This is a genomic window from Altererythrobacter sp. MTPC7 (assembly GCF_042851395.1).
GTDB lineage: Bacteria > Pseudomonadota > Alphaproteobacteria > Sphingomonadales > Sphingomonadaceae > CAJXSN01.
This window is the reverse complement of the sequence record NZ_BTGS01000001.1, coordinates 156,977-183,672: the sequence shown is the minus strand read 5'-3', so window position 1 is coordinate 183,672 and position 26,696 is coordinate 156,977. Positions and strand designations below refer to the sequence as shown.

26 protein-coding genes are annotated in these 26,696 nt (G+C 64.3%); 6 read left to right on the top strand and 20 right to left on the bottom strand.

The features are described 5' to 3' along the window. Positions 1 to 73: 73 nt before the first annotated feature. From ACGHJ7_RS00910 to ACGHJ7_RS00900, 3 genes are read right to left on the bottom strand one after another with little or no spacing between them, the layout of a single operon-like run. Positions 74 to 967 (bottom strand): tyrosine recombinase, encoded by an 894-nt coding sequence (locus tag ACGHJ7_RS00910; RefSeq protein WP_390473801.1) that lies wholly within the window; start codon positions 965 to 967, stop codon positions 74 to 76. 30 nt (positions 968 to 997) lie between these two features. After that, positions 998 to 2,905: a hypothetical protein gene (locus ACGHJ7_RS00905; RefSeq protein ID WP_390473799.1), complete on the bottom strand. Its 1,908-nt coding sequence runs from the start codon at positions 2,903 to 2,905 to the stop codon at positions 998 to 1,000. Further along, on the bottom strand, positions 2,902 to 3,051 hold the full coding sequence (locus tag ACGHJ7_RS00900; protein WP_390473798.1) for a hypothetical protein: 150 nt from the start codon (positions 3,049 to 3,051) through the stop codon (positions 2,902 to 2,904). Before ACGHJ7_RS00900 ends, ACGHJ7_RS00905 begins: the two co-directional genes overlap by 4 nt. Before the next feature lie 71 nt (positions 3,052 to 3,122). Between ACGHJ7_RS00900 and ACGHJ7_RS00895 the strand changes: the two genes are divergently transcribed. From ACGHJ7_RS00895 to ACGHJ7_RS00885, 3 genes are read left to right on the top strand one after another with little or no spacing between them, the layout of a single operon-like run. Continuing rightward, positions 3,123 to 3,692, top strand: coding sequence for a shikimate kinase (locus ACGHJ7_RS00895; protein ID WP_390473796.1), 570 nt, complete (start codon positions 3,123 to 3,125; stop codon positions 3,690 to 3,692). Continuing rightward, positions 3,683 to 4,792, top strand: a complete 1,110-nt coding sequence (gene aroB / locus ACGHJ7_RS00890) for a 3-dehydroquinate synthase (RefSeq protein ID WP_390473795.1) — start codon at positions 3,683 to 3,685, stop codon at positions 4,790 to 4,792. Before ACGHJ7_RS00895 ends, aroB begins: the two co-directional genes overlap by 10 nt. Then, on the top strand, positions 4,789 to 5,247 hold the full coding sequence (locus ACGHJ7_RS00885; protein WP_390473793.1) for a GNAT family N-acetyltransferase: 459 nt from the start codon (positions 4,789 to 4,791) through the stop codon (positions 5,245 to 5,247). The genes aroB and ACGHJ7_RS00885 overlap by 4 nt, the downstream gene beginning before the upstream one ends. Positions 5,248 to 5,260: 13 nt before the next feature. On the opposite strand, the gene ACGHJ7_RS00880 is transcribed toward ACGHJ7_RS00885, so the two are convergent. From ACGHJ7_RS00880 to pgi, 15 genes are all read right to left on the bottom strand, one after another. Further along, positions 5,261 to 5,632, bottom strand: a complete 372-nt coding sequence (locus ACGHJ7_RS00880; RefSeq protein WP_390473792.1) for a tRNA-binding protein — start codon at positions 5,630 to 5,632, stop codon at positions 5,261 to 5,263. Beyond that, positions 5,633 to 7,669 (bottom strand): biotin carboxylase N-terminal domain-containing protein, encoded by a 2,037-nt coding sequence (locus ACGHJ7_RS00875; RefSeq protein ID WP_390473790.1) that lies wholly within the window; start codon positions 7,667 to 7,669, stop codon positions 5,633 to 5,635. Positions 7,670 to 7,713: 44 nt separating this feature from the next. After that, positions 7,714 to 8,088 carry a lysozyme inhibitor LprI family protein gene (locus ACGHJ7_RS00870; protein WP_390473788.1) on the bottom strand — a complete coding sequence of 125 codons (375 nt, stop codon included), beginning with the start codon at positions 8,086 to 8,088 and terminating at the stop codon, positions 7,714 to 7,716. Continuing rightward, on the bottom strand, positions 8,085 to 8,912 hold the full coding sequence (locus ACGHJ7_RS00865) for a DUF3445 domain-containing protein (protein WP_390473786.1): 828 nt from the start codon (positions 8,910 to 8,912) through the stop codon (positions 8,085 to 8,087). The genes ACGHJ7_RS00870 and ACGHJ7_RS00865 overlap by 4 nt, the downstream gene beginning before the upstream one ends. Beyond that, positions 8,912 to 9,772, bottom strand: coding sequence for an alpha/beta hydrolase (locus tag ACGHJ7_RS00860; RefSeq protein WP_390473785.1), 861 nt, complete (start codon positions 9,770 to 9,772; stop codon positions 8,912 to 8,914). Before ACGHJ7_RS00860 ends, ACGHJ7_RS00865 begins: the two co-directional genes overlap by 1 nt. Then, on the bottom strand, positions 9,769 to 10,791 hold the full coding sequence (bioB, locus tag ACGHJ7_RS00855) for a biotin synthase BioB (protein WP_390473783.1): 1,023 nt from the start codon (positions 10,789 to 10,791) through the stop codon (positions 9,769 to 9,771). Before bioB ends, ACGHJ7_RS00860 begins: the two co-directional genes overlap by 4 nt. Then, a complete protein-coding gene (locus ACGHJ7_RS00850) occupies positions 10,792 to 11,121 on the bottom strand; it encodes a hypothetical protein (protein WP_390473781.1) in 330 nt (109 codons plus the stop codon). A gap of 11 nt (positions 11,122 to 11,132) precedes the next feature. After that, the gene (scpA, locus tag ACGHJ7_RS00845; RefSeq protein WP_390473779.1) at positions 11,133 to 13,298 is read right to left on the bottom strand and encodes a methylmalonyl-CoA mutase; all 2,166 of its coding nucleotides are present in this window, start codon (positions 13,296 to 13,298) and stop codon (positions 11,133 to 11,135) included. A gap of 109 nt (positions 13,299 to 13,407) precedes the next feature. Then, positions 13,408 to 13,845, bottom strand: a complete 438-nt coding sequence (gene mce / locus ACGHJ7_RS00840) for a methylmalonyl-CoA epimerase (RefSeq protein ID WP_390473778.1) — start codon at positions 13,843 to 13,845, stop codon at positions 13,408 to 13,410. Continuing rightward, positions 13,842 to 14,141 (bottom strand): hypothetical protein, encoded by a 300-nt coding sequence (locus ACGHJ7_RS00835; RefSeq protein ID WP_390473776.1) that lies wholly within the window; start codon positions 14,139 to 14,141, stop codon positions 13,842 to 13,844. Before ACGHJ7_RS00835 ends, mce begins: the two co-directional genes overlap by 4 nt. After that, entirely contained in the window at positions 14,122 to 15,654 is a 1,533-nt protein-coding gene (locus tag ACGHJ7_RS00830) for an acyl-CoA carboxylase subunit beta (protein ID WP_390473774.1), read from the bottom strand. The genes ACGHJ7_RS00835 and ACGHJ7_RS00830 overlap by 20 nt, the downstream gene beginning before the upstream one ends. 82 nt (positions 15,655 to 15,736) lie before the next feature. After that, a complete protein-coding gene (locus tag ACGHJ7_RS00825; protein WP_390473772.1) occupies positions 15,737 to 16,684 on the bottom strand; it encodes a hypothetical protein in 948 nt (315 codons plus the stop codon). Between the two features lie 33 nt (positions 16,685 to 16,717). After that, positions 16,718 to 18,067 (bottom strand): glutathione-disulfide reductase, encoded by a 1,350-nt coding sequence (gene gorA / locus ACGHJ7_RS00820; protein ID WP_390473771.1) that lies wholly within the window; start codon positions 18,065 to 18,067, stop codon positions 16,718 to 16,720. An 89-nt stretch (positions 18,068 to 18,156) separates the two neighbouring features. Next, entirely contained in the window at positions 18,157 to 19,581 is a 1,425-nt protein-coding gene (locus ACGHJ7_RS00815) for a DEAD/DEAH box helicase (RefSeq protein WP_390473769.1), read from the bottom strand. A gap of 234 nt (positions 19,582 to 19,815) precedes the next feature. Continuing rightward, on the bottom strand, positions 19,816 to 21,357 hold the full coding sequence (pgi, locus tag ACGHJ7_RS00810; RefSeq protein ID WP_390473767.1) for a glucose-6-phosphate isomerase: 1,542 nt from the start codon (positions 21,355 to 21,357) through the stop codon (positions 19,816 to 19,818). Positions 21,358 to 21,410: 53 nt separating this feature from the next. On the opposite strand from pgi, the gene lepB reads away from it, so the two are divergent. The 3 genes from lepB to era are packed head-to-tail and all read left to right on the top strand — an operon-like array spanning position 21,411 to position 23,865. Next, positions 21,411 to 22,253: a signal peptidase I gene (lepB, locus tag ACGHJ7_RS00805; protein WP_390473766.1), complete on the top strand. Its 843-nt coding sequence runs from the start codon at positions 21,411 to 21,413 to the stop codon at positions 22,251 to 22,253. Then, positions 22,250 to 22,921 (top strand): ribonuclease III, encoded by a 672-nt coding sequence (gene rnc / locus ACGHJ7_RS00800; protein WP_390473764.1) that lies wholly within the window; start codon positions 22,250 to 22,252, stop codon positions 22,919 to 22,921. The genes lepB and rnc overlap by 4 nt, the downstream gene beginning before the upstream one ends. A 56-nt stretch (positions 22,922 to 22,977) precedes the next feature. Continuing rightward, entirely contained in the window at positions 22,978 to 23,865 is an 888-nt protein-coding gene (era, locus tag ACGHJ7_RS00795) for a GTPase Era (protein WP_390474091.1), read from the top strand. Here the strand turns inward: era and ACGHJ7_RS00790 are convergent, their stop codons facing one another. Next, positions 23,866 to 24,048, bottom strand: a complete 183-nt coding sequence (locus tag ACGHJ7_RS00790) for a hypothetical protein (protein WP_390473762.1) — start codon at positions 24,046 to 24,048, stop codon at positions 23,866 to 23,868. After that, the gene (gene topA / locus ACGHJ7_RS00785; RefSeq protein ID WP_390473760.1) at positions 24,048 to 26,657 is read right to left on the bottom strand and encodes a type I DNA topoisomerase; all 2,610 of its coding nucleotides are present in this window, start codon (positions 26,655 to 26,657) and stop codon (positions 24,048 to 24,050) included. The genes ACGHJ7_RS00790 and topA overlap by 1 nt, the downstream gene beginning before the upstream one ends. Between the last annotated feature and the right edge of the window lie 39 nt (positions 26,658 to 26,696).

Here is a 26,696-nt window from a genome sequence, read left to right as displayed (position 1 = left end):
CCATTGGCTGCGCAAGCGCTGCCGCCTCGATTGGCGCCCGTCGTCCCACGGGGGCAGGGTCGCCGGACGAACGCTACCCATTCATCCTGCCGAGAGGATGACGCTCGTTCACCAGCGTGACGAGCCTGGCCGCATCGACATGCGTGTAGATCTGCGTCGTTGCGATATCGGCATGGCCGAGCAGGGTCTGGAGAACGCGCAGGTCCGCGCCGCCCTCCAGCAGATGCGTGGCGAAGGCATGGCGCAGGACGTGGGGGCTGACCTTGTGTGGATCGAGCCCGGCCTTCACGGCCAGTTCCTTCACCAGCTGGAACAGCCGAACGCGGGAAAGATGGCCCGATCTCGACGGGAAGAGAAACGCGGAACCGTCCTCCCCCCGTGCTTCCAGCCAGCGGCCCAGCGCTTCCTTCGCCCGGCGGCTGACAGGCACCATCCGCACCTGCCCGCCCTTCCCGCTCACGGTCAGGAACGGCGCATCTCGCGGGACCGCAGCAAGAGGTAGGGAGACCAGCTCGGTCGCGCGAAGGCCTGAGCCGTACAGCATCTCGAGCAAGGCCAGAGTGCGAACCGCGAGCGGGGCGCCCGCATCTGCAGCCTCCTCAGCCGTGCGGAAAAGAGCGGCGATTTCATCGTGCGAAAGAATTTTCGGCAGGGCCCGGCGCGGGACGGGACGCGGCAGGGCGCTGGAGGGATCGTCTGCTCGCAGACCTTCGTCCTGCAGGAACGCGTAGAACTGGCGCAATGCCGACGTCTTGCGCGCCACGGTGGCCGGCGCGAGGTCCGACCAGTGATGGCCTAGCTTAGCCAGTCTGTTCCTGTCCGCCTCTGCCAGCGAACCGGCGATTTCCTCGGCGCCTTCCAGATCCCTTCGATAGGCCGCCAGAGTATTGGCAGCGGCTCCTCGCTCTGCCGCCAGCATGGCGAGGAATTCTTCGATTGCACTGCCCTTGGGTGCAGCCGGCGTCACGTCCTTGCGGCCGCAGGCCCGAAGGGAAACCTAGCCACGGGCGACGGCTTCGGCTGCAATCATGCGGGCCTCCGCCGACAGGCCCGACCTGTCCAGTGCGCGGACGATGAAATAAAGATGGCGCGGGGTCATCTTGTCCCAGCCGTCACCCTGCATTCCGAGCCCCGCGAGCAGTGCAACGAGCGCAGCATTGCCCGCCTCGCCCGCCTGCGTGATGGCCTCGCTCCACTTCGTCTGGCGCCCGAGCCGAAGGCCGAGGTCCTCGTTGAACCCTTCCGCCGCGCCCTGGTCCAGACGGCCAAGTCCGGCGAGCCCGGCGACGAGAAAGCCGGACTTGCGCTGCCCGTTGCTCTCGTCGTCGCTGATGAACGCATCGACCGCGCCATCGTCGACCGGGTTTGCACGGCGTTCCTGCGCCAGCGCCAGCAGGGCCCAGCTCTCGCTCCCTTCGGACACGACGCCGGCCCATTGCATGGCATCGCGGTCGAGCCCGGCCGCCAGCATCGAGGCGATCAGGTCCGCGGCCTGTTCCTCGAAATCTTCGTCGGCCGGGATGCGGGCAGCGGCGTAGGCGGTGAGAACCTGACGCCCGTAATCCGGAGTGGCCTGCGCATTGCCCCACAGGGTACGGATCGCTTCGATGCGCTGCGCCGGGTCCTGATGGACATAGGCGACACGCAGGCGAAGGGCGTCTTCCCCGATCTCGCCCTCGCGGCCGGACAAGGCGTAATATTGCGAATAAAGGTCGACCAGCGCCTCGCTCGACAGGATACCCTCGCGCGCGGCCAGATTGGCAGCGGGGATGCGCTGGTCGAAGCCGAGCATCGGCATCACGGCAGCGATGCGCTGGTAATAGGGATCGGCGTCGGACAACAGGTTTTCAGGGATTTCCGCGCCGAGCGCATTGGCCATGGAGAACCGCCACGGTGTCAGTTCGTCGACCTCGTCCCATTCCAGGTTGACCGCGCTGCGCCCTTCTCCGGCCGCGCCGGCATAGCGCTGCGCCAGAAGCGCATCGATGACGGGAACGTCTCCGCTCGAGCGAAGGCGCCCGATATCCCGGCGTGCTCGCGACGTTTCCCCGGCGAAAGAAGCGCAGATGGAGCGCAGCAATTGCCAGCGCTCGCCTTCCTGGATGTCTCCGCGATAGCGCGCGAGCGGGCAGATGCCGACAATGTCCGACGTGCCGACATAGGCGTTGATTGCAGCCCCGGCGAGCGAACCGTTCCAGTCCTCGGTGTCGATATCCTGCACGACGGCGCGCGCTGCGGCATGTTCGCCCATGCGATTGAGTACCTGCGCGCGCAGGGCGGCAAAGGTAACCGGGTCCATGCTTTCCGGCGCGGCCAGCCGGCTCGAGAGCACCCGGCGCAGCATGATGTGACCCCACCGCGACACCAGCGGACCCTCGGTGGCAGACAGCGCTGCCTGCACCAGAGATGCCGGCTGGCGGGCAAGCGAGGCTGAAGGCAGTCCGCCCTCGCTCTCGCCGATGACGCCGATCTGACCCAGCGAGCGACGTGCAGCCGGGGGGATGTCGGTGCGGGGACGAAGACCCAGCAGCGCATCGAGCTCGTCCGTCTCCAGGGCCTCGAGTTCGGCAAGTGACGGCAGCCCGCTCGGCAATGAGGAGGAAGACCGGCTGGAAGAAGACGATGGAGATGACGAGGACGACGACGCCGACGAACCGCCCTGCGGTATCGGCTGCACAACCGGCGTGCCCTGCGACTGCGGAGCGGATGTCGGTGTCGGTGCAGGAGCCGGTCGCGGCGTAGCAGCGGGAGACGGCCGCGGTGCGGGCGCCGGTGCAGGAGCCGGATCCTCGAAACCGGGAGGCAGCAGGCTTTCAGGGGTTCCCTGCGCTGCGGCGAAAGCTCCGACAAGGAACGTCGAGCCGAGGGCGAGCGCGCCCGTACCGGCCAGCAGCGCGCGCTTCATTGCCAGCCCTCCGGCAGGTCGACCGGCTGGACGACCGGTTCCAGCGGACGTTCGCCACCGTCCCACCAGGCCCATGCGAGGACCGCCAGCAATGCCGCGACCACGACCAGCCCGGTCTTTCGCAAACCCATCGTCAAACCCGTCACCTTACACTCTCTTGCAGGCGGCCTGCGCCCGTGGTTGCCACGGCCCTAGCCTATCTCTAGGCGAAGCGGCAATGGATACGCAGCCAGCATCCGCACAAACCGCCGATATTGCCCGGATCGCCCACCGGATCGATCGGCCGGTCGTGCTCGTCGGTCTGATGGGCGTTGGCAAATCGACCGTCGGCCGGAAGCTGGCCGACATGATCCAGCGCGACTTCGTCGATGCCGACAGCGAGATCGAGGACGCGGCCCAGCGCTCGATCGCGGAAATCTTCGAAACCTATGGCGAGGCGGTCTTCCGCGATGGCGAGCGGCGGGTCATCGCCCGGCTGATCGAGGAACGCCGCGGCGTGATCGCAACAGGCGGCGGTGCGTTCGTGGACGATGAAACGCGCAGCCTCATCCGGGAACAGGCGATCGCCGTGTGGATCGATTGCGATATCGATACGCTGGTCGAACGCACCGGACGCCGCAGGACGCGGCCCCTGCTCAAAAATGGCGATCCCAAAGAAATCCTCACGCGCCTCAATGCGCAGCGCGCGCCATTATATGCCGAGGCGCAGGTCAGGATCGTGAGCGAAAACGGCCCGCACCAGCAGACCGCAATGCGCATACTGGAGGCGATCGACAGATGGCTGTGATTCCCGTGGCCCCGGGTGGCCGCAGTTACGAAGTCAGGGTTGGCCCCGGCCTGCTTGCCGAAACCGGCTCTCAGGCAGCGCCGTTCCTTCGCAAGGATACCGTGCCCGTCGTGGCCGACCGCAACGCATGGGACGCCCATGGCGACAGCCTGTCTGCCTCGCTTGCGGATGCAGGGAAGACCGCCGCGCTTTATCTCGTCACTCCCGGCGAGGGTTCGAAAAGCTGGACCGGACTGGAAACCCTGATCGACTGGTTACTGGAACAGGGGGTCGAGCGCGGGGATCACGTGCTGGCGCTTGGTGGCGGGGTGGTCGGCGACCTGACCGGGTTCGCCTGCGCGATCCTGAAACGCGGCTGTGGCTTCGTGCAATTGCCCACCACCCTCCTGTCGCAGGTCGACAGCTCTGTCGGCGGCAAGACGGCCATCAATACAGCCGCGGGCAAGAATCTGGTCGGTGCATTCCACCAGCCCTCGCTGGTCCTTGCCGATACCGACTGTCTGTCGACGCTGCCTGCGCGGGAGATGCGCGCAGGCTATGCCGAGGTTCTGAAATACGGTGTGCTTGGCGATGCCGAATTCTTCGATTGGCTGGACCGGCATGGGCAAGCCGTACTGGCGCATGACGGCGCGCAACTGGAAGAAGCCGTCGCGCGGAGCGTCGCGGCGAAGGCAAGGATCGTCGCGCAGGACGAGCGCGAGACGAGCGGTGCGCGGGCGCTGCTGAACCTGGGCCACACGTTCGGCCACGCACTGGAAGCGGAAACGGGCTTTTCCGACCGGCTCCTGCACGGCGAGGCTGTTGCACTGGGCATGGTATTGGCAGCGCGTTATTCCGCCCGGCGCGGCGAATTGGCACAAGATGATGCGTCGCGCATCGCAGAGGCTGTTTCTGCCGCCGGCCTGCCGTCCGAAATAGCGGCGCTGGGCCTTTCCTGCTCCGGCGAGGGACTGGCCGGCCACATGATGCACGACAAGAAGATGGATGCAGGCACCCTGCCCTTCATCCTGCTGAAGGGGATCGGAGAGGCGCATCTGGCGCACGATGTCGATATAGCGGACGTCGCGCATTTCCTCTCCGGGCAGTTGCAGGCGCATTGATTACCGCGAGCGAAACGGATCTTGGCGACCCCGCCGTTCGCCGCCTCTTGGAAGCGCACCAGCGGGACATGCATGCAATCTCGCCACCGGGCACCAGCTTCGCTCTCGATCTTCGCGGCCTCTCCGGCGGCGACATCACCCTTTTCGCAGCGATAGAGGGAGATACGCTGATGGCTGTCGGTGCATTGAACCGTATTTGCGACCGTCAGGCCGAAATCAAATCGATGCGGACAGATCCGGAACACACCAGACGCGGCGCCGGACACAAGGTACTGGAAGCCATACTGGCCAAGGCCAAAGCCTCCGGCTTCAAGCGGCTCAGCTTGGAAACCGGGACCAGTGAACGGTTTGCCCCTGCCATCTCATTGTATCGCAAATACGGTTTCGAGGCCGGAGACGCCTTCGCCGGATACGAGAACGGGCCTCATAATCAATGTTACCACCTCGATCTCTGACGGGATCTACCTGCTAGAAAAGCCGTGATCCGTCGGGCACCGTCTGGTCGGGCGCAAAGAGCACGACATCGCCCTTATCGTCCGCAAAGCCGAGCGTCAGCACTTCCGACATGGCAGGGCCGATCTGGCGCGGTGGAAAATTGACGACCGCCGCTATCTGCCGCCCGACCAGATCTTCGCGCGCGTAATTGGCGACAATCTGGGCACAGCTTTTCTTGCAGCCGATGGCGGGACCGAAATCGATCAGCAGGCGGTAGGATGGCTTGCGGGCCTCCGCAAACTCGTCCGCCGACAGGATCGTGCCAGCCCGGATATCGGCCTTCAGGAAGGTGGCGAAATCCGTTTCTTCCGCAGCAGGCGCATCCGGGGCATGGCTCAGATGCATCTACTCCAGCTCCAGGATCACCGCGTCGACCGCCAGGCTTTCGCCTTCTTCCGCATTGATGCTGGCAATCGTGCCTTCCTTCTCGGCACGCAGGATGTTCTCCATCTTCATTGCCTCTACCGTGGCCAAGGGCTGGCCCGGCTGGACCTGCTCGCCCTCCTCGACATGCAGCTTCACGAGCAGGCCGGGCATGGGGCAGATCAGCATCTTCGAAAGGTCCGGCGGAACCTTCTCGATCATGTGCTGTGTCAGGTGGGCAAGACGCTGGGGCAGGATGCGCAGCGTGTGCGTGGCCCCGCGCGTCGTCATTCGATAGCCCGTCCGCGTCGGCTCCAGCTGGATGCGCAGCAGCTCACCGTCCAGTTCGACGGCGATCATCCGGTCGCCCGGCGTGTAGTCGAAGCTGAGATCGACGGGCGCGTCGTCGACGCGAATGTCTTCCTCGCCCAGCTGCACGGCATAATCGCTCGCCCCCTCGGCGCGTTCGCCGATGCGGACGGCCCAGTCCCCCGGCGCATAAAGCGGTCCGCTGAGTTGCTGGTCGATCCGGCGCGCGCGGTCGGCATCGGCGGCAGCGATCACGCCGCCCACGGCGGCAAGTCCGCGCTTCAGGTCCTCTGAAGCAGCCGCGCCCTCGAACCCGTCGGGATATTCTTCGGCGATGAAGCCGGTCGTCAATTCGCCCGAGCGGAAGCGCGGATGCTGCATCAGCGCGGAGAGGAAATCGACATTGTGGCCCAGCCCTTCGATGCGAAACCCATCGAGCGCCTGCACCTGGAGGTCTGCAGCCTCGTCGCGCGTCTCTCCCCATGTCACCAGCTTGGCGATCATCGGATCGTAGAACATCGAGACTTCGCCGCCCTCGTAGACGCCGTCGTCGATCCTTACGCCATCGACACCGCGCCGGCCGTTGGCCTTGCCGTCGTCGGTCCAGCCTTCCAGCGGCGGGTCGTATTCGACAAGGCGCCCGGTGCTGGGCAGGAAGCCGCGATACGGGTCTTCGGCATAGACGCGGTTTTCGATCGACCAGCCGTCGATACCGATATCGGCCTGCGTCATCTCCAGCTTCTCGCCGGCTGCCACACGGATCATCTGCTCGACCAGGTCGATGCCGGTAATCGCCTCGGTCACCGGATGTTCGACCTGCAGGCGGGTGTTCATTTCCAGGAAGTAGAAACTTTCGCCCGACTTGTCCGCGCCGCTGACGATCAGTTCGACGGTGCCTGCGGAATGGTAATCGACGGCCCGCGCCAGCGCCACGGACTGCTCGCCCATCGCCTTGCGCATCTTTTCCGTGACAAAGGGCGACGGCGCTTCTTCGACCACCTTCTGGTGACGCCGCTGGATGCTGCATTCGCGTTCGTTGAGATAAAGGATGGTCCCGTGTTTGTCGCCCAGGATCTGGATTTCGATATGGCGCGGGTCCTCGATGAATTTCTCGATGAAGACGCGGTCGTCGCCGAACGAATTGAGGCCTTCCCGCTTCGTCGCCTCGAAGCCTTCCTTAACGTCGGTGTCGTTCCAGGCGAGGCGCATGCCCTTGCCCCCGCCCCCGGCGCTGGCTTTCATCATCACCGGATATCCGATGTCATTGGCCCATTTCAGGGCCTCTTCCGTGGTGTCGATCGCATCGGGCGAGCCCGGTACGGTGTTGACGCCGGCATCCTTGGCCAGCCGCTTGGATTCGATCTTGTCGCCCATGGCGGCAATGGCCCCGGCAGGCGGGCCGATGAAGGCGATGTTTTCCTTCTCCAGCGCCTCCACGAAGCTGGCACGTTCGGACAGGAAGCCATAGCCCGGATGCACGGCCTCGGCGCCGGTCTGCTTGCAGGCTTCGATGATCTTGTCCGCGACCAGGTAACTCTCCGCAGCTGCGGCCGGGCCGATATGCACGGCTTCGTCCGCCATCCGCACAAAGGGCGCGCGCGCATCGGCGTCGGAATAGACGGCGACGGTGGCAATGCCCATGCGGCGCGCGGTCGTGATGACTCGGCATGCAATTTCGCCGCGATTGGCAATCAGGATTTTCTTGAACATGAAGTGGCCTCTAATGGCGTGAATTGGCGGCTTAAAGGCCGCATTTACTGGGTGACGAGATCGCGCAGGGTTTGCGTGCGTTCCTGGGTCAGCTGCGTCTTGCATGTGGCGACCAGCAGCGGTTCAAGCGACCCTCCGCGCGCGTAATATCCTTCCACCCGGCACTGGGTATCGCGAAAATTCAGCCAGGCTCTTTGCGATTCAAGCAGGGTCTGGAAATAGCCGGGTCGCCCGTCGCGAAATGCCGTGGCATCACGCCGGCGCATTTCCTCCGCGGTGCGCGTCCACTGCACGTTCAAGGCGCGGTCGGCGCGGTCGAATTCACGAGCAGCGCACCGGTTCATGTCCGTCTGGGTCATCGCGTTGTCGCAATCCAGCGTCGCTGCGCCTTGCAGCAATATCAGGGCCATGATCATCATCGCGCACTCTCCTCTCCGCGGCTCTCCGCATAGCCGATTAGAGCCGGAAGGTAAGCCCCGATCCCTCTCCGCTCCCTTTCCCCCGGAGGTATGGCACGAGCGGCGTCTGCCAGCCATCGAAGCGAGGCACCGGGGAGCGCGCCGAGCGGCTGGACATAGATGCCGATCGTGAAGAGGATCGCGCCCGTTTCCGGCAGGCGCCGCAGGGTCTGACGCTCCGACCGGACGAAAAGTGTTTTTCCCGCATTGGCCGAGGTCGCACCGGCAAAGGCGATGTCCGGCAGCTCCGCCACCCAGCGCATCGCCCCGGTTGCAGCGATAAACCAGTTGCTGCGGCCATAGATCGCGCCGGGCTTCAGCCTGTCCATGAACCGGTCGACGCCGGACGCGAGCTGGTCTTCGTAGCCATGGATCGGGGCGTGCAGCCCCCGCATGGGTAGCCCCATCTTCTCGCACGGTAGCCAGTCCGAAGGCCAGGCCACGGCAGCCCCGATAAGGCGATAGACCTCCTCGCCTTCCCTGCGGGACAGCAGGCACATATCCTCGTGCCTGCTCGCCGCCGCTTCGGCGAGGCCGCCTGGGATACCCAGTATCCCGGCGAGCTCTGCCCCCGGGCGAGCCGCTTCGGAGGTCATCTGTATGCCGCCGGGAAACTCTGCGAATGCGGCGGCACGCGCTGCGCGGTCGGGCCGGGGCTGCAACCAATCTCGTTCATCGATCTTCGACAGGCCGATCTTCAGCGCCCCGCCGCTGCGCGCCTTGCCCAGCAACGAGGGGACGTCGAAACCCAGAGCCGGCATCGAACCGCGCGGCGTCCGCGGCATTAGTCGGCGGCCTGCCCCTGCCGATCGCAGCGCAGGGTCAGTCCATATTCCTCCAGCCAGTCCGCCTCCGTCGGCAGCAGAAATTGCAGCGCTTCGGGCAGGAGACCGTGCAGGCTGGTTGCATGGCGAAGGTCTTCGCGGCGGTCGGAGAAGCAGTAGGCCTGTCCTTCCCCCATGGCGGCAAGCGCGCGTTCCATGCCCGTCTCGGTCGCCCCGCCCTCGTCCGCAAGCGAGAGGTAAAGCCTCGGCCGCGGCGAGGCACCGGCCTTCGCCAAACGCCGGCTCAGGTTTTCCCCATTCCATTGCAGGCTTGGCGAGATCGCGGCGTATCCGTCGAACATCCCCGGCGCATCCGCCCATGTCTCCATGACGAAATGACCGGCCGCGCTTTCACCCACGAGGACAGCGGTCCCAATATGCCGATACCGGCTTTCGATAAGCGGCTTTACCTGCTGCGCGATCCACTGGCGGAAACGGTCGCTTTCACCTGCGGCCGGGTACCGGGCGGCCTCTGCCGCATCCTGTGTCGGCGGCAGCAATTCGCGCTGCCTGTCCTTCGTTTCCAGCCCCACGATGATCGCATCGGCGCTGCGCCCCCACATCGCGTTCCAGCGCGCAATGCCGATCCCCATGGCAATGTCCTGCTCCATGCCGCCATCCAGCATGTAGATGACCGGCCAGGTCCGATCAGGCTCTGCCTCATAAGCTGGCGGGAGGATGACGTTCACCTGCCGCGCCGCGTCCAGCACATCGAGGCTGTAAGCCTCGCCGATGGTGATCGGCTCGGGAATGGCTTCCTCCGGCCCGGACTGGACCGGAGAGGCGGCGGCCAGTGCCAGGGCAGGAAGGATGCCGATCACTCGGCGGGCTCGCTCGCCATGCAGGCCGGGGCAGAGGCGCGCTTGGGCTCTTCCTGCACCAGCGGGGTCAGGCCCAGCTTGGCAAACAGCGCCCCGTCGCTGTCATCGCCCGCATTGGGCGCGGTGAGCAGTTTGTCGCCGGTGAAGATCGAATTCGCACCCGCCAGGAAGCACAGCGCCTGTGTCGCCTCGCTCATGCTCTCGCGCCCGGCGGAGAGGCGCACCATGCTCATCGGCATGGTGATGCGCGCGACTGCGACGGTGCGGACGAATTCGATATCGTCGATCTTGGCGAGCGGCGTGTCCGCCAGCATGTCGCCCAGCACCGTGCCTTTCACAGGCACCAGCGCGTTGACCGGCACGCTTTCGGGATGCCGCTCCAGCGTGGCGAGCGTGTGGACGAAGCCCACCCGGTCCTCGCGCGTTTCGCCCATGCCTACGATCCCGCCGCTGCACACATTGATGCCCGCATCGCGCACGTTCTGCAGCGTATCTAGCCGGTCCCGGTAGTTGCGCGTCGAGATCACGCGCTCGTAATATTCCGGCCCGGTATCGACATTGTGGTTGTAGTAATCGAGGCCCGCTTCCTTGAGCATATCCGCCTGTTTCGGCGTCAGCATGCCCAGCGTCATGCAGGTCTCCAGCCCCATGGCGCGCACGCCCTTCACGATCTCCGCAATCGCGGGCATGTCGCGGTCCTTCGGATTGCGCCACGCCGCACCCATGCAGAACCGCTGGCTGCCCGCATCCTTCGCCTGCGCTGCCGATTGCAGAACGCGCTGGACGTCCATCAGCTTGGTCGCCTCGACCCCACTGTCGGCCTTCACCGACTGCGAGCAGTAGCCGCAATCCTCCGGACACCCGCCGGTCTTGATCGACAGCAGCGTGCACAGTTGGATCTGCTCGGGCGGATGGAACTCGCGGTGGATGGTGGCGGCCTGGAAGAGCAGTTCGGTGAAGGGAAGGTCGAAAAGCTCCGCGATTTCCTCGCGGGTCCAGTCGTTACGAATTTGGGTCATTTAGGACTCTGACTTTGGAATGGGCTTGCGGCGCAACGACCAAATGTAAACGCCAGCAGCAAGCAGCGCAAATATATCTAACCGGATCAGTTTAAAGACCAAAACAGCGACAATCGCGGCCAGTGTAACGGCAGGGTATCGTAGATCGCCTTGAGGTTTCTTCCGAAAGAAAAATGCGATCACCAGTCCCAGCAGTCCGAAGGGTATGGCGACCAGACTGTTCGCAAGCAGCACGTCGATTGTCGTGACGATAGTTGGGTCAGGAATCGGAAGTGCGAAATTGAGGAGGAAACCTGCCCCAAACCAACTTAAATATCGAATATTTTTCATCTTTTGCCTCCTCACTCCGCCGCCTCGTCCAGATCCTCGCCTGCGGGCGGCATATTGTGGCCCAGCAACCGCAGCACGTCCGCTGCGCATTCGACCACATTGCTGCCCGGGCCATAGATGCCCTGCACCCCGGCATCGCGCAGGAAGTCGTAGTCCTGCGGCGGGATCACGCCGCCGGCGACGACTTTGATGTCGGGGCGGCCCGCATCCTTCAGCAGGGTGATTAGTTCAGGGATCAGCGTCTTGTGGCCTGCCGCGAGGCTGCTCGCGCCGATGGCGTCGACATCGTTGGCGAGGGCCATGTCGCGCGTTTCTTCCGGCGTCTGGAACAGCGGGCCGGAGAGCACGTCGAAGCCCATATCGGCAAAGGCGCTTGCGATGACGTTGGCGCCGCGGTCGTGGCCGTCCTGGCCCATCTTGGCGACCATCAGCTTCGGCTTGCGGCCCAGGCGGCGTTCGACGGCCTTCACGCCCTCGACCACCTGGTCGTAGCGGCTGTCGTTTTCGTAAGCCGCGGCGAAAACTCCGCGCACCGGCTTTGGTAGCGTGTCGTAGCGACCGAAAACGTCCTCCATCGCCGCGCTGATCTCGCCCAGCGTCGCGTCGTGGCGCGCGGCCTCTACGGCGAGTTCGAGCAGGTTCGCGCCGCCCCGCGCACCTTCGGACAGCGATTTCAGCGCCGCGTCGCAAGCAGCATTGTCGCGCCCTGCCCGGACCTTCTCGATACGCGCGATCTGGCTCTGCCGCACGGCGTGGTTGTCGATATCGAGCGTGTCGATCTCGTCTTCCTTGTCGCGGCGATACTTGTTGACGCCCACGATCACCGTCTCGCCCCGGTCGACGCTGGCCTGTTTGGCCGCGGCCGCCTCCTCGATCTGTGCCTTGGGTTTGCCGCTGGCGACATATTCGGTCATCCCGCCAGCCGCCTCGACCTCTTCGAGCATGGCCTTGGCCTGCTCCACCAGCGCGGCAGTGAGGCTTTCGATATAATAGCTGCCGCCCAAGGGATCGGCGACATTGGTGATGCCAGTCTCTTCCTGAATCACCAGGTGCGTGTTGCGCGCGATGCGGGCGGAGAAGTCGGTCGGCAGCGCGATCGCCTCGTCCAGCGCGTTGGTGTGGAGCGACTGCGTGCCGCCCAGCACCGCCGCCATCGCCTCGATCGTGGTGCGGATGACGTTGTTGTAGGGGTCCTGCTCCTGCAGACTGACACCGCTCGTCTGGCAGTGGGTGCGCAGCATCTTCGACTTGGGGTTTTCGGCCCCGAGATCGGTCATCACGTCGTGCCACAACGTACGCGCGGCGCGCATCTTGGCGATCTCCATGAAGAAGTTCATGCCGATGCCCCAGAAGAAGGACAGGCGCGGCGCAAAGGCGTCAATATCGAGGCCTGCCTCCATCGCGCGCTTGGCGTATTCCTTGCCGTGGGCGATGGTGAAGGCGAGTTCCTGCACCGCCGTCGCCCCGGCCTCGTGCATGTGGTAGCCCGAGATCGAAATGCTGTTGAATTTCGGCATGTTGGCCGAGGTATATGCGATGATGTCGGAGACGATCCGCATGCTCGGTTCGGGCGGGTAGATATAAGTGTTGCGGACCATGAACTCCTTGAGGATGTCGTTCTGGATGGTCCCGGCGAGCTTCTCCTGGCTCACCCCCTGCCGCTCTGCCGCAACGATGTAGAAAGCGAGCACGGGGATCACCGCGCCGTTCATCGTCATGCTCACGCTCATGGTGTCGAGCGGGATCTGGTCAAACAGGATTTCCATGTCGCGCACGGTGTCGATCGCGACGCCCGCCTTTCCGACATCGCCGACGACGCGCGGATGGTCGCTGTCATAGCCGCGGTGCGTGGCGAGGTCGAAAGCGACGCTCAGCCCCTTCTGACCCGCCGCGAGGTTGCGGTGGTAGAAGGCGTTCGATTCCTCGGCAGTAGAGAAACCCGCATACTGGCGGATGGTCCACGGACGCCCCGTGTACATGGAGGCATAGGGCCCGCGCGTAAACGGCGCGATGCCGGGAACGCCGGGATCGAGATCGGCGGTGTCCTCGCTCGTATAGAGCGGCTTCACAGCGATGCCCTCGGGCGTGTGCCAGGTGAGGTCGCGGCCCTTCACCTCCTTGTCGGCGCGGGCTTTCCAGTCGTCGTAGGTGGGCCCAGAATTGTTCGTGTCGGTCATCTCGAAATCTCTCGTCACCCCGGACTCGATCCAGGGTCCAGCTTACCTGAGCGCCGGATTGAAGAAAGCATCAGCCCGGATCAAGTCCGGGCCGACGATGGGGGAGCAATCAATGCCCGTCTTTCGGCGTTTCCATGATTTCGGTCAGCTGGCCCATCATGTCCTTGGGGTGGAGGAAGAAGATTGGCGTACCATGCGCGCCGATGCGCGTGGGGCCGAGGATGCGCTTGCCCATGTCCTCGAACCACTTGCGGGCGTCTTCGATATCCTCGACCTCGTAACAGACATGATGCTGCCCGCCGGCGGGGTTCTTTTCGAGAAACTTGGCAATGGGGCTGTCCGGGCCGAGCGGCTCGATCAGTTCGATCTGCGTTCCGTTGGTCCCGTTCTCACCGGGCGTGTCGACGAAGCAGACCTTCACCCCCTGGGCCTCGAGATCGAAGGGCTTGTAGAAGCGAGTGGCGCCCATGACATCGCGGTAATAGCGTACCGATTCCTCGATCGAGGGCGTGGCGACACCGATATGGTTGAGACGGCCGAGTTTCATTTTCTCTCTCCGAAAATCTGAATAGCGCGATCAGCAACCGGACCTGATCGTCCCGATGGCCGCAGCCCCATGTACTCTGTTTCGACAGTCGTCAGGTAAGCTTCGATCTCAACTTTTGACTTACCCGATTGAACAAGGCTCAAAAGCTGCGGCGCGTAACTGTCATACTCATCGTCGGGCCACTCACCTTCGCCATCATTAACCCCATCATTCACTTCGATCGGATCCCATTCCTCCCACAAGAGAGCCTTGTAAGTCCGAAGCAGTGACTTGGTGTCAGAGCGGAATATTGTCATGCTTCTTCCACGGGTTCTCAAGCTGCTTCGTCCGAAGCTTGCGTAGCCCCAGCGCGATCCGCTTGCGCGTCGAGTGCGGGTAGATCACCTCGTCGATATAGCCGCGCTGTGCCGCCACGAAGGGGTTGGCAAAGCGGTCTTCGTATTCCTTGGTTTTCTCGGCGATCTTGTCGGGATCGTCGCGGTCCTGGCGGAAAATGATCTCCACCGCGCCCTTCGCGCCCATCACGGCGATTTCGGCGGTGGGCCAGGCGTAGTTGAGGTCGCCGCGCAGGTGCTTGGACGCCATCACGTCATAGGCGCCGCCATAGGCTTTACGGGTGATGACGGTGATCTTGGGCACGGTCGCCTCGGCATAGGCGAACAGCAGCTTCGCGCCGTGCTTGATGATGCCGTTATGCTCCTGCGCCGTACCGGGGAGGAAGCCGGGCACGTCGACGAAGGTCAGGATCGGAATTTCGAAGGCGTCGCAGAAACGCACGAAGCGCGCGGCCTTCTTCGAGGAATTGATGTCGAGCACGCCGGCGAGCACCATCGGCTGGTTCGCCACCACGCCCACCGTGCGTCCTTCGACCCGGCCGAACCCGCACAGGATGTTGCCTGCATGGTTCGGCTGGATCTCGAAGAAATCGCCCTCGTCCAGAGTCTTACGGATGACTTCGTGCATATCGTAAGGCTGGTTGGCATTGGCCGGGATGATGGTGTCGAGGCTGTGCTCCTCGCGGTCCCACGCATCCGCGGTCGGGCGCTCGGGCACCTCCTCGCGGTTGCTGAGCGGCAAATAGTCGAAGAAATTGCGCGTTGCGAGCAGCGCCTCGATGTCGTTCTCGAACGCGTTGTCGGCGACGCTGGTCTTGGTGGTGTGCGTCTTCGCCCCGCCCAGTTCCTCCTGCGTGACCTCTTCATTGGTCACCGTCTTCACCACGTCCGGCCCGGTGACGAACATGTAGGAGCTGTCCTCCACCATGAAGATGAAGTCGGTCATGGCCGGGCTGTATACCGCCCCGCCCGCGCACGGCCCCATAATCAGGCTCAATTGCGGGACGACGCCGCTGGCGAGAACATTGCGCTGGAACACCTCGGCATAGCCGCCGAGCGAGGCCACACCTTCCTGGATGCGCGCGCCGCCTGAATCGTTGAGACCGATGACGGGTGCGCCGACCTTCATCGCGGTGTCCATGACCTTGCAGATCTTTTCTGCATGCCGCTTGGAAAGAGAGCCGCCGAAGACGGTGAAGTCCTGGCTGAAGACATAGACCAACCGCCCGTTGATCGTGCCGCTGCCGGTGACGACCCCGTCCCCGGGGATGCGCTGCTCCGCCATCCCGAAATCGACGCAGTCATGCTCGACATAGCGGTCGAGCTCCTCGAAGCTGCCCTCGTCCAGCAGCACATCGATCCGTTCGCGCGCGGTCAGCTTGCCCTTGGCGTGCTGCGCGTCGATGCGCTTCTGGCCGCCACCCATCCGGGCAGCTTCGCGGCGGCGTTCCATTTCGGCGATGTTGGCGGACATGTGCTCTCCCTGCGGGGGGCATGGCGCGCGCCCCGGCGTATTATCGTTTCGCGAAAGGCGTTGCCGGATGCGCGGCGCAGCGTCAATCCGATGCGGGTGCCGCAGGCGGGGACGGAGCGGCCTGAGCAGGCGGAGCGGCCTGAGCAGGCGGAGCGGGCGGTGGTCCGGGATGCGGCGGCATGAGCTCGCGCAGATGCGGGTATCGCACCATGACGCTTTCCTCCGATTCCGGATTGCCGACGCTTGCTACGGGATGTTCTCCGCAGGCGGCGTAGAGCTCCGCTTTCTGGCGAAGCGTAATCTTCAGGGCATTCGGCCCGGCCCACGTCATCGTCTCCCCGACGCGGGCCACGATCCAGCCTGTCCGCCGGTCCCTCAGCACGAGAAACCCCTCGTCATCGACGTCGAGCCCGGTTTCCGCGAGGAACCATGCAAGCGATTCCGAACCATCATATTTGCGCACGAAGAAACAGCCGTCGCGCACGAAAACTTTCCCTTGCAGCGCCGCCATGTTCTGCATCCCCGTGCGGCCCGATTGCGCCGGCCAGTAACGGATGCGTGGCCGCGCCTCGGCAGTCACATTCGGAAGGGAAAGCGCGTCGATGAAGTGGAAGGCGATGTGCCGCGGAACGTCCCAGCCATTCGCTTTCACCCAGGCATCGAAATCCCGGCGCGACATTCGGGTGTCGAGCAGCTGTGCAAACGCCTCGGGGCCTGCTTCGCTGAAACCGACACCGTCCAGCGCATCGCGCGATTCCAGCCGCTTGATCCACAAATCGCCGATCAATTTCGCATCTGGCGGGGGCTCTCCCGATGGCTCTATGGAAACATTGCGCGCGGCGATTTGTGGCCGTGCCTCGATCAGGCGCGCATAGTCCGGCAGCGGCGGATCGATCTGGGTGGCGAAACCGGCGCCTCCTGCCCCTTCGGTCTCCGGCGCAGGGTCGGTATCGCTGCCGGTGCCGGGCGAACAGGATGACAGCGCGAGCGCGATGGCGACAGGGGCGAGATGGCGGATCACTTCGGGCAATTTGTCCGCCCCGCCTGTCTCGCCCCTGAACCCTCAGCGCATCAGCACCAGTTCTTCCGCCATGGTCGGATGGATGGCCGTGGTCGCGTCGAAGTCCGCCTTGGTCAGCCCCGCCTTCACCGCGATAGCGGCGGCCTGCATCATTTCCGGCGCTTCGGGCGCGATCATGTGTATACCCACGATCCGGTCGTCGGCGGCATCGCAGACCATCTTGAACAGGCTGCGCTCGTTGCGTCCGGCCAGCACGTTCTTCATCGGCCGGAAATCGGACTGGTAGACCTTCACCCCGCCCAGCGTGTTCTTCGCCTCGCCCTCGGTCATGCCGACAGAGGCAATGGGCGGATGGCTGAAAACGGCGCTGGGGATGCAGCCATGATCGACCGCATAGGGTTCGCGGTCGCCGAAGACGCTGTCGGCAAAGGCCTGTCCCTCGCGAATGGCGATCGGAGTCAGCTGCACCCGGTCGGTGACGTCGCCGACGGCGTAGATGTAATCGACATTGGTCTTGCTGAACTCGTCGACCTTCACCTCGCCATTGTCGCCCAGCTCCACGCCGACGGAATCGAGGCCGAGGTCCTTCGTGTTCGGCACGCGGCCCACGGCGAACATGACGAGGTCGACATGCTCTTCCTCGCAATCGCTCAGTTTCACGAAATAGCCGCCATCGGGGCATTCCTTGATGTATTCGAATACCGTGTTGAACCGGAACTGGATGCCCTTCGTCATCGAGATTTGCAGCAGGCGGTCGCGCACGCTCTCGTCATAGCCGCGCAGGATCTGGTCGCCGCGATTGACAATAGTCACCTTGGTGCCGAATTCGTTGAAGATGCCGGCGAACTCGTTCGCGATGTAGCCGCCGCCGGCAATGATGATCTTCTTCGGCAGCTCGTCGAGATGGAAGGCATCGTTGGAGCTGATCGCCAGGTCCGCACCCTGGCATTCTGGCATTCGGGGATGGGCGCCGGTCGCGATCAGGATATGTTTGGCGGTGACCGTCTTGCCGCTTTCCAGCGTGATTTCATGGTCGCCCGTTATCCGGGCGCGTTCCTTGAAGATATCGACCTCGTGGCTTTCGAGCGTGTCGGTATAGGCGCCTTCCAGCCTGTCGACATCGGCCAGCACGTTATCGCGCAGCTTGATCCAGTCGAACTTGGCGTCACCGATTTCCCAGCCGAATTTCTGGCAGTCTTCCAGGTCTTCCGCAAAATGCGCGCCATAGACCAGCATCTTCTTGGGCACGCAGCCCCGGATCACGCAGGTGCCGCCGACCCGGAATTCCTCGGCAATCGCGACCTTCGCCCCGTGCGCGGCAGAAACGCGAGAGGCGCGAACCCCGCCGGAGCCCGCGCCTATCGTGAAAAGGTCGTAATCGTAGTCGGCCATGAAAATCTCCTGTTGTCGCCGCGATATGGCGGGACAGCTGTCCCTTGCCAACCATCGACGCCGCAGGAGTTTCCGAAGAGGCCGGGCAATCAACCCTGGCGGTTGCGGTTTCCGCCCCCGCCGCCACCACCGTTGCCGCCCCCGCTGCGCCGGCGACGATTGCGTCCGCCGCCACCACCGGGCCGGCCCTGTCCGCCGCCTTCACCGCTGCCGCCCTGCCCACGGTTCGGCTTGCCTGCGCGCGAGGGGTGCTTGCGCTTGGGCGCACCGGCGCGCGGTTTGGCCTGAACCCTGCCGCGCTGCTGCTTGGGCGCAGGCTTGGTCGGGCCGACACCTTCCACCACCGCGCGGAAATTTTCCGGCAGCGGCAGGCGTTCGAACTCGGCATCGGTGCTCTTGTTGATGTCCTTCAGGTAGGAACGCTCGTCCTCCGCGCAGAACGCAATCGCGATACCGTCCTTGCCCGCCCGTGCGGTGCGGCCGATGCGGTGGACATATTGTTCCGGCACATTGGGCAGCTCGTAATTGATCACGTGGCTGACGCCCGGAATATCGATCCCGCGCGCGGCGACATCGGTTGCGACCAGCACGGGTACCTTGGCCGACTTGAAGTCGTTGAGCGCACGCTGGCGCTGCGGCTGGCTCTTGTTGCCGTGGATGGCGTTCGCCTCGATATTGGCCTGCGCCAGCTTCTTCACGATCCGGTCGCAGCCGTGCTTCGTGCGGGCGAAGACCAGCACGCGTTCCAGTTCGCCGGGCGTGTCGTATCGCCCTTGCAGTATCATCTGCAGCAGCGCCTGTTTCTCGTCCTGCTGGACCATTAGGAGATATTGCTCGATCCGCTCTGCCGTAGTGGCCGCAGGGGTCACGCTGACATGGACGGGATCGGTCAGGTAATTCTTCGACAATTCCTTGATCGAACCCGGCATGGTGGCGCTGAACAGCAAGGTCTGGCGATCGTCTGGCAGCATCGGCACGATGCGCCGAAGTGCGTGGATGAAGCCGAGGTCCAGCATCTGGTCCGCTTCGTCCAGGACGAGGATTTCCACGCTGCCGAGATTGAACGCCTTCTGGTCGATCAGGTCAAGCAGGCGGCCGGGCGTCGCAACCAGGATGTCGGTCCCGCGGTGCAGCTTGTTCCGGTCCTTGTTGACCGAAGTGCCGCCGACGATCGACTGCACTTTCAGGCCCGCCATCGCGCCGTAATCCTTGGCGCTGTCGGCAATCTGGCCGGCCAGTTCGCGCGTCGGTGCCAGCACGAGCATCCGGCACGACTTGAACGGCGTGCGGTTGTCCGCCTCGCGCAGATTGTCGATGCTGGGCAGCATGAAGGCCGCGGTCTTGCCGGTCCCCGTCTGGGCGATACCCAGCAGGTCGCGCCCTTCGAGGAGATGGGGAATGGATTGCGCCTGGATCGGCGTGGGGTTGGAATACCCCTTCAGGTCGAGAGCCTGCCGGACAGGCTGCGAAAGACCCAGATCGTTGAACGTGGTCTGGTCGGTTTGGGTTGTCATGTGTGTGTATCGAACTCGCAAGATATGCGGCGCGCTCTCGGAACGGAATCCGGGCGCGGCGCGGGTGTCAAAACGACCCGCGTGAATAGGGAAGCTTCTGAAAAAAGGACCGAGGCGCTGCCGGGGCGATGGAGCTGTCTCACTCCCGCCGCTTCACGCTGGCGGGCGTCTCGATGAGATGCAGATGGATGCTGCGGCGCACAAAGTCAATCGAAAGCGTCCGTCCGGCCCTTGTCAGGAAAGACCCGATGCCTCCAGCAAGGCCCTGGTGCTGGCATCGAACTCCGCTTCCCCGCCTTCGATATCGTTCGCCATCTTCTTGCCCAGCTCGACGCCGAACTGGTCGAAGGGGTTGATGCCCAGCAGCACGGCATTGGCGAAGGTCCGATGCTCGTGGAACGCGATAAGAGCGCCCAGTGTCGCGGCATCGAGATCGTCGCACAGCATGGTCGCGCTGGGGCGGTCGCCGGGGAAGGCGCGTGCGGGGTCCTTGCCGTCTGCTGCCATGTTGCCGCCCGCCATCAGCGCCGCGCCCTGTGCAAAGCAATTGGTCAGCAGGATGCGGTGATGAGCGGGATCAAGCTCGTCTCCCGGCGCGATGCTGGCGATGAAATCCACCGGTACGAGGTGCGTGCCCTGGTGCAGAAGCTGGAAGACCGCATGCTGGGCATCGGTCCCCACCCCGCCCCACGTAATCGGTGACGTCGGGCCATCGACCGGATCGCCCGCGCTCGTCACGCGCTTGCCGTTCGATTCCATCTCCAGTTGCTGGAGGTAGTCGGGAAACAGGCCCAGCCGCTCGTCATAGGCGAAGACGGCGCGGGTCTGGCATCCCCGCACGCGGCTGTAATACTGGTCGGCGAAGGCGGCGCGCAGGCACAGGTTCTCGCGCCCTTCCGCACTGGCGAAATGCGCGTCGACGGCCGCAGCGCCTGCCAGCATCGCCTCGAACTCGTCCCATCCGGCGGCGATGGCGACGGGAAATCCGATGCTGGACCAGAGCGAGTAGCGCCCGCCAACCGTTTCCATGAAGGGCAGCACGCGGGTTTCGTCTACGCCCCATTCGACGGCCTTTTCCGGGTTGGCGGTCAGCGCGACTACCCGGCCGGAAGGGTCGTCCACACCGCCATCGCGCAGCCATTTCAGCACGCTTTCGGCATTGGTCATGGTCTCGATCGTGGTGAAGGTCTTGCTGGCCACGGCGACCATCGTCGTCCGGGGATCGCAGGCGGCAAAAGCCTCCTCCAGCGCCACGCCGTCGATGTTCGAGACGACATGGACGTCGACCAGCGACAGGTCGCGCGTCAGGGCATCGACGGCCAGCGCCGGACCCAGCGCGCTGCCCCCGATGCCGACATGGATCAGGTGCTTCACCTCGCCAAGGGCGCCCTGGTGGATCGCCTCGACCAGCATCTTCATCCGCGCCAGCAGGGCATGCGCTTCCTCCACGCTGGCATCGGCGCCCGTCCCACGCGGTGCGGTATGCTCGGCCGCGCGGCCTTCGGTCACGTTGATCTTCGCACCTGTCAGCAGCGCCTCGCGCATGGCGGGAAAATCGCGCGCCTTGGCCAGCGCCTCGAACGCGGTCAGCAATTGGGCGGAGAGATGGGTTTTCGACCAGTCGAACAGGATACCGCCGGCATCCAGCCCTTCCCCCCAGTCGATCCTGCCGGACAAGCTGGCCACCCGGTCGGCGTCGGCAGCAAAGAGGGTCTCAAGCGTGGACGTTTCCACCTGTTCGATCTGCTGCCATGCCTGCTGGATATCGCTTGCCATCGTGAACGTCTTTCCTCTTGCCGCTTTCTCCTGCTCGCCTAGGGAAGCGGCCAATGGTTGAAAAGGCACAAGACGCGAATACGACTGCGCGGGAAGCGGAAAACGGCAGCTCTGCCGACGGGGAAACCGCGGGCAGTTTCCTGCGCTTCATCCTGCTGGTCGCGCTGGCCGCGCTGGCGTTCCGCAGCTTCGCGTTCTCGCTATTCAACATTCCGAGCGAAAGCATGCTGCCGCGCCTGATGAACGGCGATTACCTGATCGCCAGCAAATGGCCCTATGGCTATACCAGCAATTCGCTTCCCTTCGATATCGACCTCATCCCCGGCCGCTGGTTCGCTTCCGCGCCCGAGCGCGGGGACATCGTGATATTCAAGCACCCGGTCGACGGCAGCGACTACGTGAAGCGCGCCATCGGCCTGCCCGGCGACGTGGTGGAGCTGCAGGGCGGACAGGTGATCCTGAACGGCGAAATCCTGCCGCTGGAAAAGCTCCCCGACCTGAAGGTCGCTGTCTCCGCCAATACCGGCTGCGCATGGGGCGCCTCGCGAGAGGATGACGGCACGGGACGCGTCTTCTGCCGTTACAAGCGTTTCCGCGAGAGCCTGCCCGGCGGACGCAGCTATGAAGTGCTCGATTTCGGCGCGACGCCGCAGGACGATTACGGCCCGGTCCGCGTGCCTGCCGGAGCGATGTTCCTGCTGGGCGACAACCGCGACAATTCGCAGGACAGCCGCTTCACGCCCGAGGCCGGCGGCGGGGTCGGCCTGGTCCCGCAGGCCCTGCTGGTGGGCCGCGCGGAGCGCATCGTGTTCTCGACCGACGGCGGCGCGGAATGCCTGCGCCCCGGTTCCTGGTTTCCGACCACGCGCTGGCAGCGTATGGGGGACGGGTTATGAACCAGCTTGCCCCCGAAACCCGTGACTGGCTGACCGCCAACCACTTCACCGTGCAGGACGAGGCGCGCTGGATCGCCGCGCTCACCCACGGCAGTCTTGGCGAGAAGCGCGATTACCAGCGCCTCGAATTCCTCGGCGACCGCGTGCTGGGCCTGACGATCGCCGACTGGCTGTTCGTGCGCAATCCCGGTGCGGAAGGCCAGCTGGCCCAGCGCCTGAATGCCTTGGTCAGCAAAGCCAATTGCGCCGCCGTGGCCGCCCAGCTGGGTGCCAGCGACCATATCCGGCTGGGCAAGCAGGCGCGCGAGGACGGCGCGGCGAAAAGCGTCAATGTCCTTGGCGACGTGATGGAATCGTTGCTCGGCGCGAATTTCCTCGATGCCGGTTTCGACGCAACGCGCGACCTGATCCGCACCCTCTGGGCCAGCCAGGTGGAAGGCGATACGGGCCGCTCGAAACATCCCAAGAGCGCGCTGCAGGAATGGGCCGCGGGCAGCGGCTACCGGACGCCCGAATACGAACTCGTCGACCGTTCCGGCCCCGACCACTCGCTGCGCTTCACCGTGCGTGTGACGGTGCACAAGGTCGGTCAGGCAGAGGCAACGGAAAACAGCAAGCGCGAAGCGGAAACCGCCGCGGCAAAAGCCTTCATGGAGACATACGGTTGAGTAAGAACGACAGCAGCCCATCCGGCAACGGCGTCGAGGCCGGGCAGAAATGCGGCATGGTCGCGGTGATCGGCGCGCCCAATGCGGGCAAGTCCACGCTGGTGAACCAGCTCGTCGGGCAGAAGGTCGCGATCACAAGCGCCAAGGCGCAGACGACGCGCGCCCGGATGCTCGGCATTGCGCTGTATCCGGAGAAACAGCCCGATACACAGATGATCCTCGTCGATACGCCGGGCATCTTTGCGCCCAAGCGCAAGCTCGACCGCGCGATGGTGACGGCGGCGTGGGACGGGACACAAGCCGCGGACGCGGTGCTGCTTCTGGTCGACCCGATCAAGCAGCGCCGGCACGAACTGGAACCGCTGGTCGAGGCGCTGGCCAAGCGGCCCGAGCGCAAGATCCTCGTCCTCAACAAGGTGGACCGCGCGAAGAAGGAGCCGCTGCTGGCGCTGGCGCAGGACTTAGGCGCGAAGGCCGAATTCGAGGAGGTGTTCTTCGTCTCCGCCCTGACGGGCGACGGCGTGCCGGAAATGAAGGCCGCGCTCGCCGCCCGCATGCCCGAAGCGGAATGGATGTATCCCGAGGACCAGGTCAGCGACGCGTCAGAACGCCTGCTCGCCACCGAGATCACCCGCGAACAGCTGTATCAGCAACTGCATGACGAACTGCCCTATGACAGCGCAGTGCGCCCCGAGAGCTACACTCAGCGGCCCGATGGCAGCGTGGAAATCCGCCAGCAGATCGTCATTGGCCGCAGCAGCCAGAAACCGATCGTGCTGGGCAAAGGCGGCAGCATGATCAAAAGCATCGGCGAGGCCGCCCGCAAGGAATTGTCAGAGATGCTGGGCGTGAAAGTCCACCTCTTCCTCCACGTCAAAGTCGATGAAAAATGGGACGAGGACCGCGAGGTGTTCGAGGAAATCGGGCTGGAGTGGAAGGGCTAGCTACCGCTTCTTCGCAATCGCGATCTTCTGCTGCTTGGCGAAGCTCTTGGTCGATTCCTCACTGCGGTTCAGGGCCTTGGCGATCTGCTTGATGCCCTGTCCCTTGCCGGCAAGCAGCTTGAGCTTGCCCGCTTCCTCGCCGGTCCAGGGTTGTTTGTGCCGCTCGAAACGTTCCTTCGCCATCAGTCAGCCTTGGCCGCCGGTTTCTTAGCGGGGGCCTTTTTCTTGGCAGGGGACTTTTTCGTGGCGGCCGCCTTCTTAGGCGCCGCCTTCTTCTTCGGTGTCTTTTTGCTCGGGGCCTTCTTCCGGCCCTTCTTCTTCGGCGGGCCCTTCGCGGTGCGGGCGTCGATCAGTTCGATCGCCTGCGCCTGCTCCAGGTCCTCGGGCTTTACGTCCTTCGGGATCGTCGCATTGGTCGTGCCGTCGGTAACATACGGCCCGTAGCGGCCGGGCATTACCTTCATCTCGCCGCCGCTGGTCGGGTGTTCGCCCAGCGTCTTGATCGGTTCCGCCTTCCCACGCCCGCCGCCCTTGCGGTTGGCGGACTGGGCCAGCAGGTCGACCGCGCGGTTCATGCCGATTTCGAAAATCTCGGCGGTGTTCTGCAGCTTGCCGTAGGTGCCCTTGTGGCGCACTGCCGGGCCGTAGCGCCATGCACCCGCCTCGATATCCTCACCGCTTTCGGGATGCTGGCCGACAATGCGCGGCAGGCCGAGCATTTTCACTGCCCATTCGAGGTCGAAATCGTCGACATCCTTGGGGATGCTGGCGCGTTTCTTTTCCTCGCCGTCCTCCATTTCGACATAGGGGCCGAAGCGACCCGACTTGCGGTGGATTTCCGCACCCGTTTCCGGGTGGACGCCCATCAGGCCGTCCTCTGCCGGGTCGCTCCCATCCGCGCCCGGCTGGGCGAAGCGGCGGGTATACTTGCACTCGGGATAGTTGTTGCACGCCACGAACGCGCCGAAGCGGCCCCCGCGCAGGTGCAGTTCACCCCCTTCGCGCCCTTCCTGGTCGCACAGCGGGCAGTAGCGCGGGTCCTTGCCGTCCTCGCGCGGGGGGAAAAGGAAGTCGGCGAGGTAGCTGTCGAGCACCTCGGTGACCTCGCTCGGCATCTTCTCCATGACCTCGTCGGCCTTGGGCTTGAAGTCGGCCCAGAACTTGGCGAGCAGCTTCTTGTATTCCTCGCGCCCGTCGGACACGATGTCGAGCTCGTCCTCCAGCCCGGCAGTGAAGTCGTAGGCGACATATTGCGGGAAGAAGCGTTCGAGGAATGCTGTCAGGAGCCGCCCCGATTCCTCTGCAAAGAAACGGTTTTTCTCCATCCGCACGTAATTGCGATCGCGCAGGGTCTGGATGGTGCTGGCATAGGTCGAAGGACGCCCGATGCCCAGTTCCTCCAACCGCTTCACCAGCGACGCTTCGGAGAAGCGCGGCGGCGGCTGGGTGAAGTGCTGGTTGGCCTCGACCGCCGTCTTTGCCGGCGTATCGCCCTTGCGCATGGCGGGCAGCAGGCCTTCCTGGTCGTCATCGTCAGACTTGTCGTCGAACCCTTCCTGGTAGACCGCGAAGAAGCCGGGGAATTTCACGACCTGCCCGGTCGCGCGCAGCTCGTGCTGGCCGGTCGCATCGCGCATGGTGACTGTGGTGCGCTCAAGCTGAGCGGCCGACATCTGGCTTGCCATCGCGCGCTTGAAGATGAGGTCGTAAAGCTTCGCCTCGTCGCCCGATCCGGCACTCTTTTTCAGGAAGCTGGTCGGGCGGATCGCCTCGTGCGCCTCCTGAGCATTCTTCGCCTTCGTGCTGTAAAAGCGCGGTTTTTCCGGGCGATAATCCTCGCTGAACCGCTCCGCGATGGCATCGCGCGCAGCCATGATGGCGCTCATGTCCATCTGCACACCGTCGGTTCGCATATAGGTGATCGCACCCGCTTCGTAGAGCGACTGGGCACAGCGCATCGTGTGGCTGGCCGAGAAGCCGAGCTTGCGCGCCGCTTCCTGCTGCAGCGTGGAGGTGGTGAACGGCGGCGAGGGATTGCGCTTGAGCGGCTTGGTCTCGATATCCTCGACCGTGAAGCGCCCCTGCTCCACCGCGGTCTTCGCAGCCATGGCGCTGCCTTCATTGCCGAGCGTCAGCTTGTCGAGCTTCTTGCCCTCGAACTTGACCAGCCGCGCATCGAAGGCGGTCCCGTCCTGCTCCATCTTGGCGAGGACGGACCAGTATTCGTCCGGCCTGAAGATCTCGATCTCGTGCTCGCGCTCGCAGACGAGCCGCAGGGCAACGGATTGCACGCGCCCGGCGGATTTCGCGCCCGGCAGCTTGCGCCACAGCACCGGGCTGAGCGTAAAGCCGAACAGGTAATCGAGAGCGCGGCGAGCGAGATAGGCGTCGATCAGGTCGGTATCGAGCTCGCGGGGCTTGCCCATCGCCTCGGTCACCGCCTTTTTGGTGATCGCGTTGAAGGTAACGCGGTCGACCTTGCTCGGCAGCGCCTTTCGCTTCTTCAGCAGCTCCTGGACGTGCCAGCTGATCGCCTCGCCTTCGCGGTCGGGGTCGGTCGCGAGGACCAGCCGGTCGGCATTCTTCGCCGCGTCGCTGATCTCCTTGAAGCGCTTCTGCTTGTCCCGGTAGAGCTCCCAGTCCATCGCGAAATCCTCGTCCGGCCGCACGCTGCCATCCTTGGGCGGCAGGTCGCGGACATGGCCGTAGGAGGCGAGGACCTTGAAGTCCTTGCCGAGGTAAGACTCGATGGTTTTCGCCTTCGCGGGCGATTCGACGATGACCAGTTGCATGGTGGTGTGGGCAGTCCCTTACGTGTGCGTATGCGTATA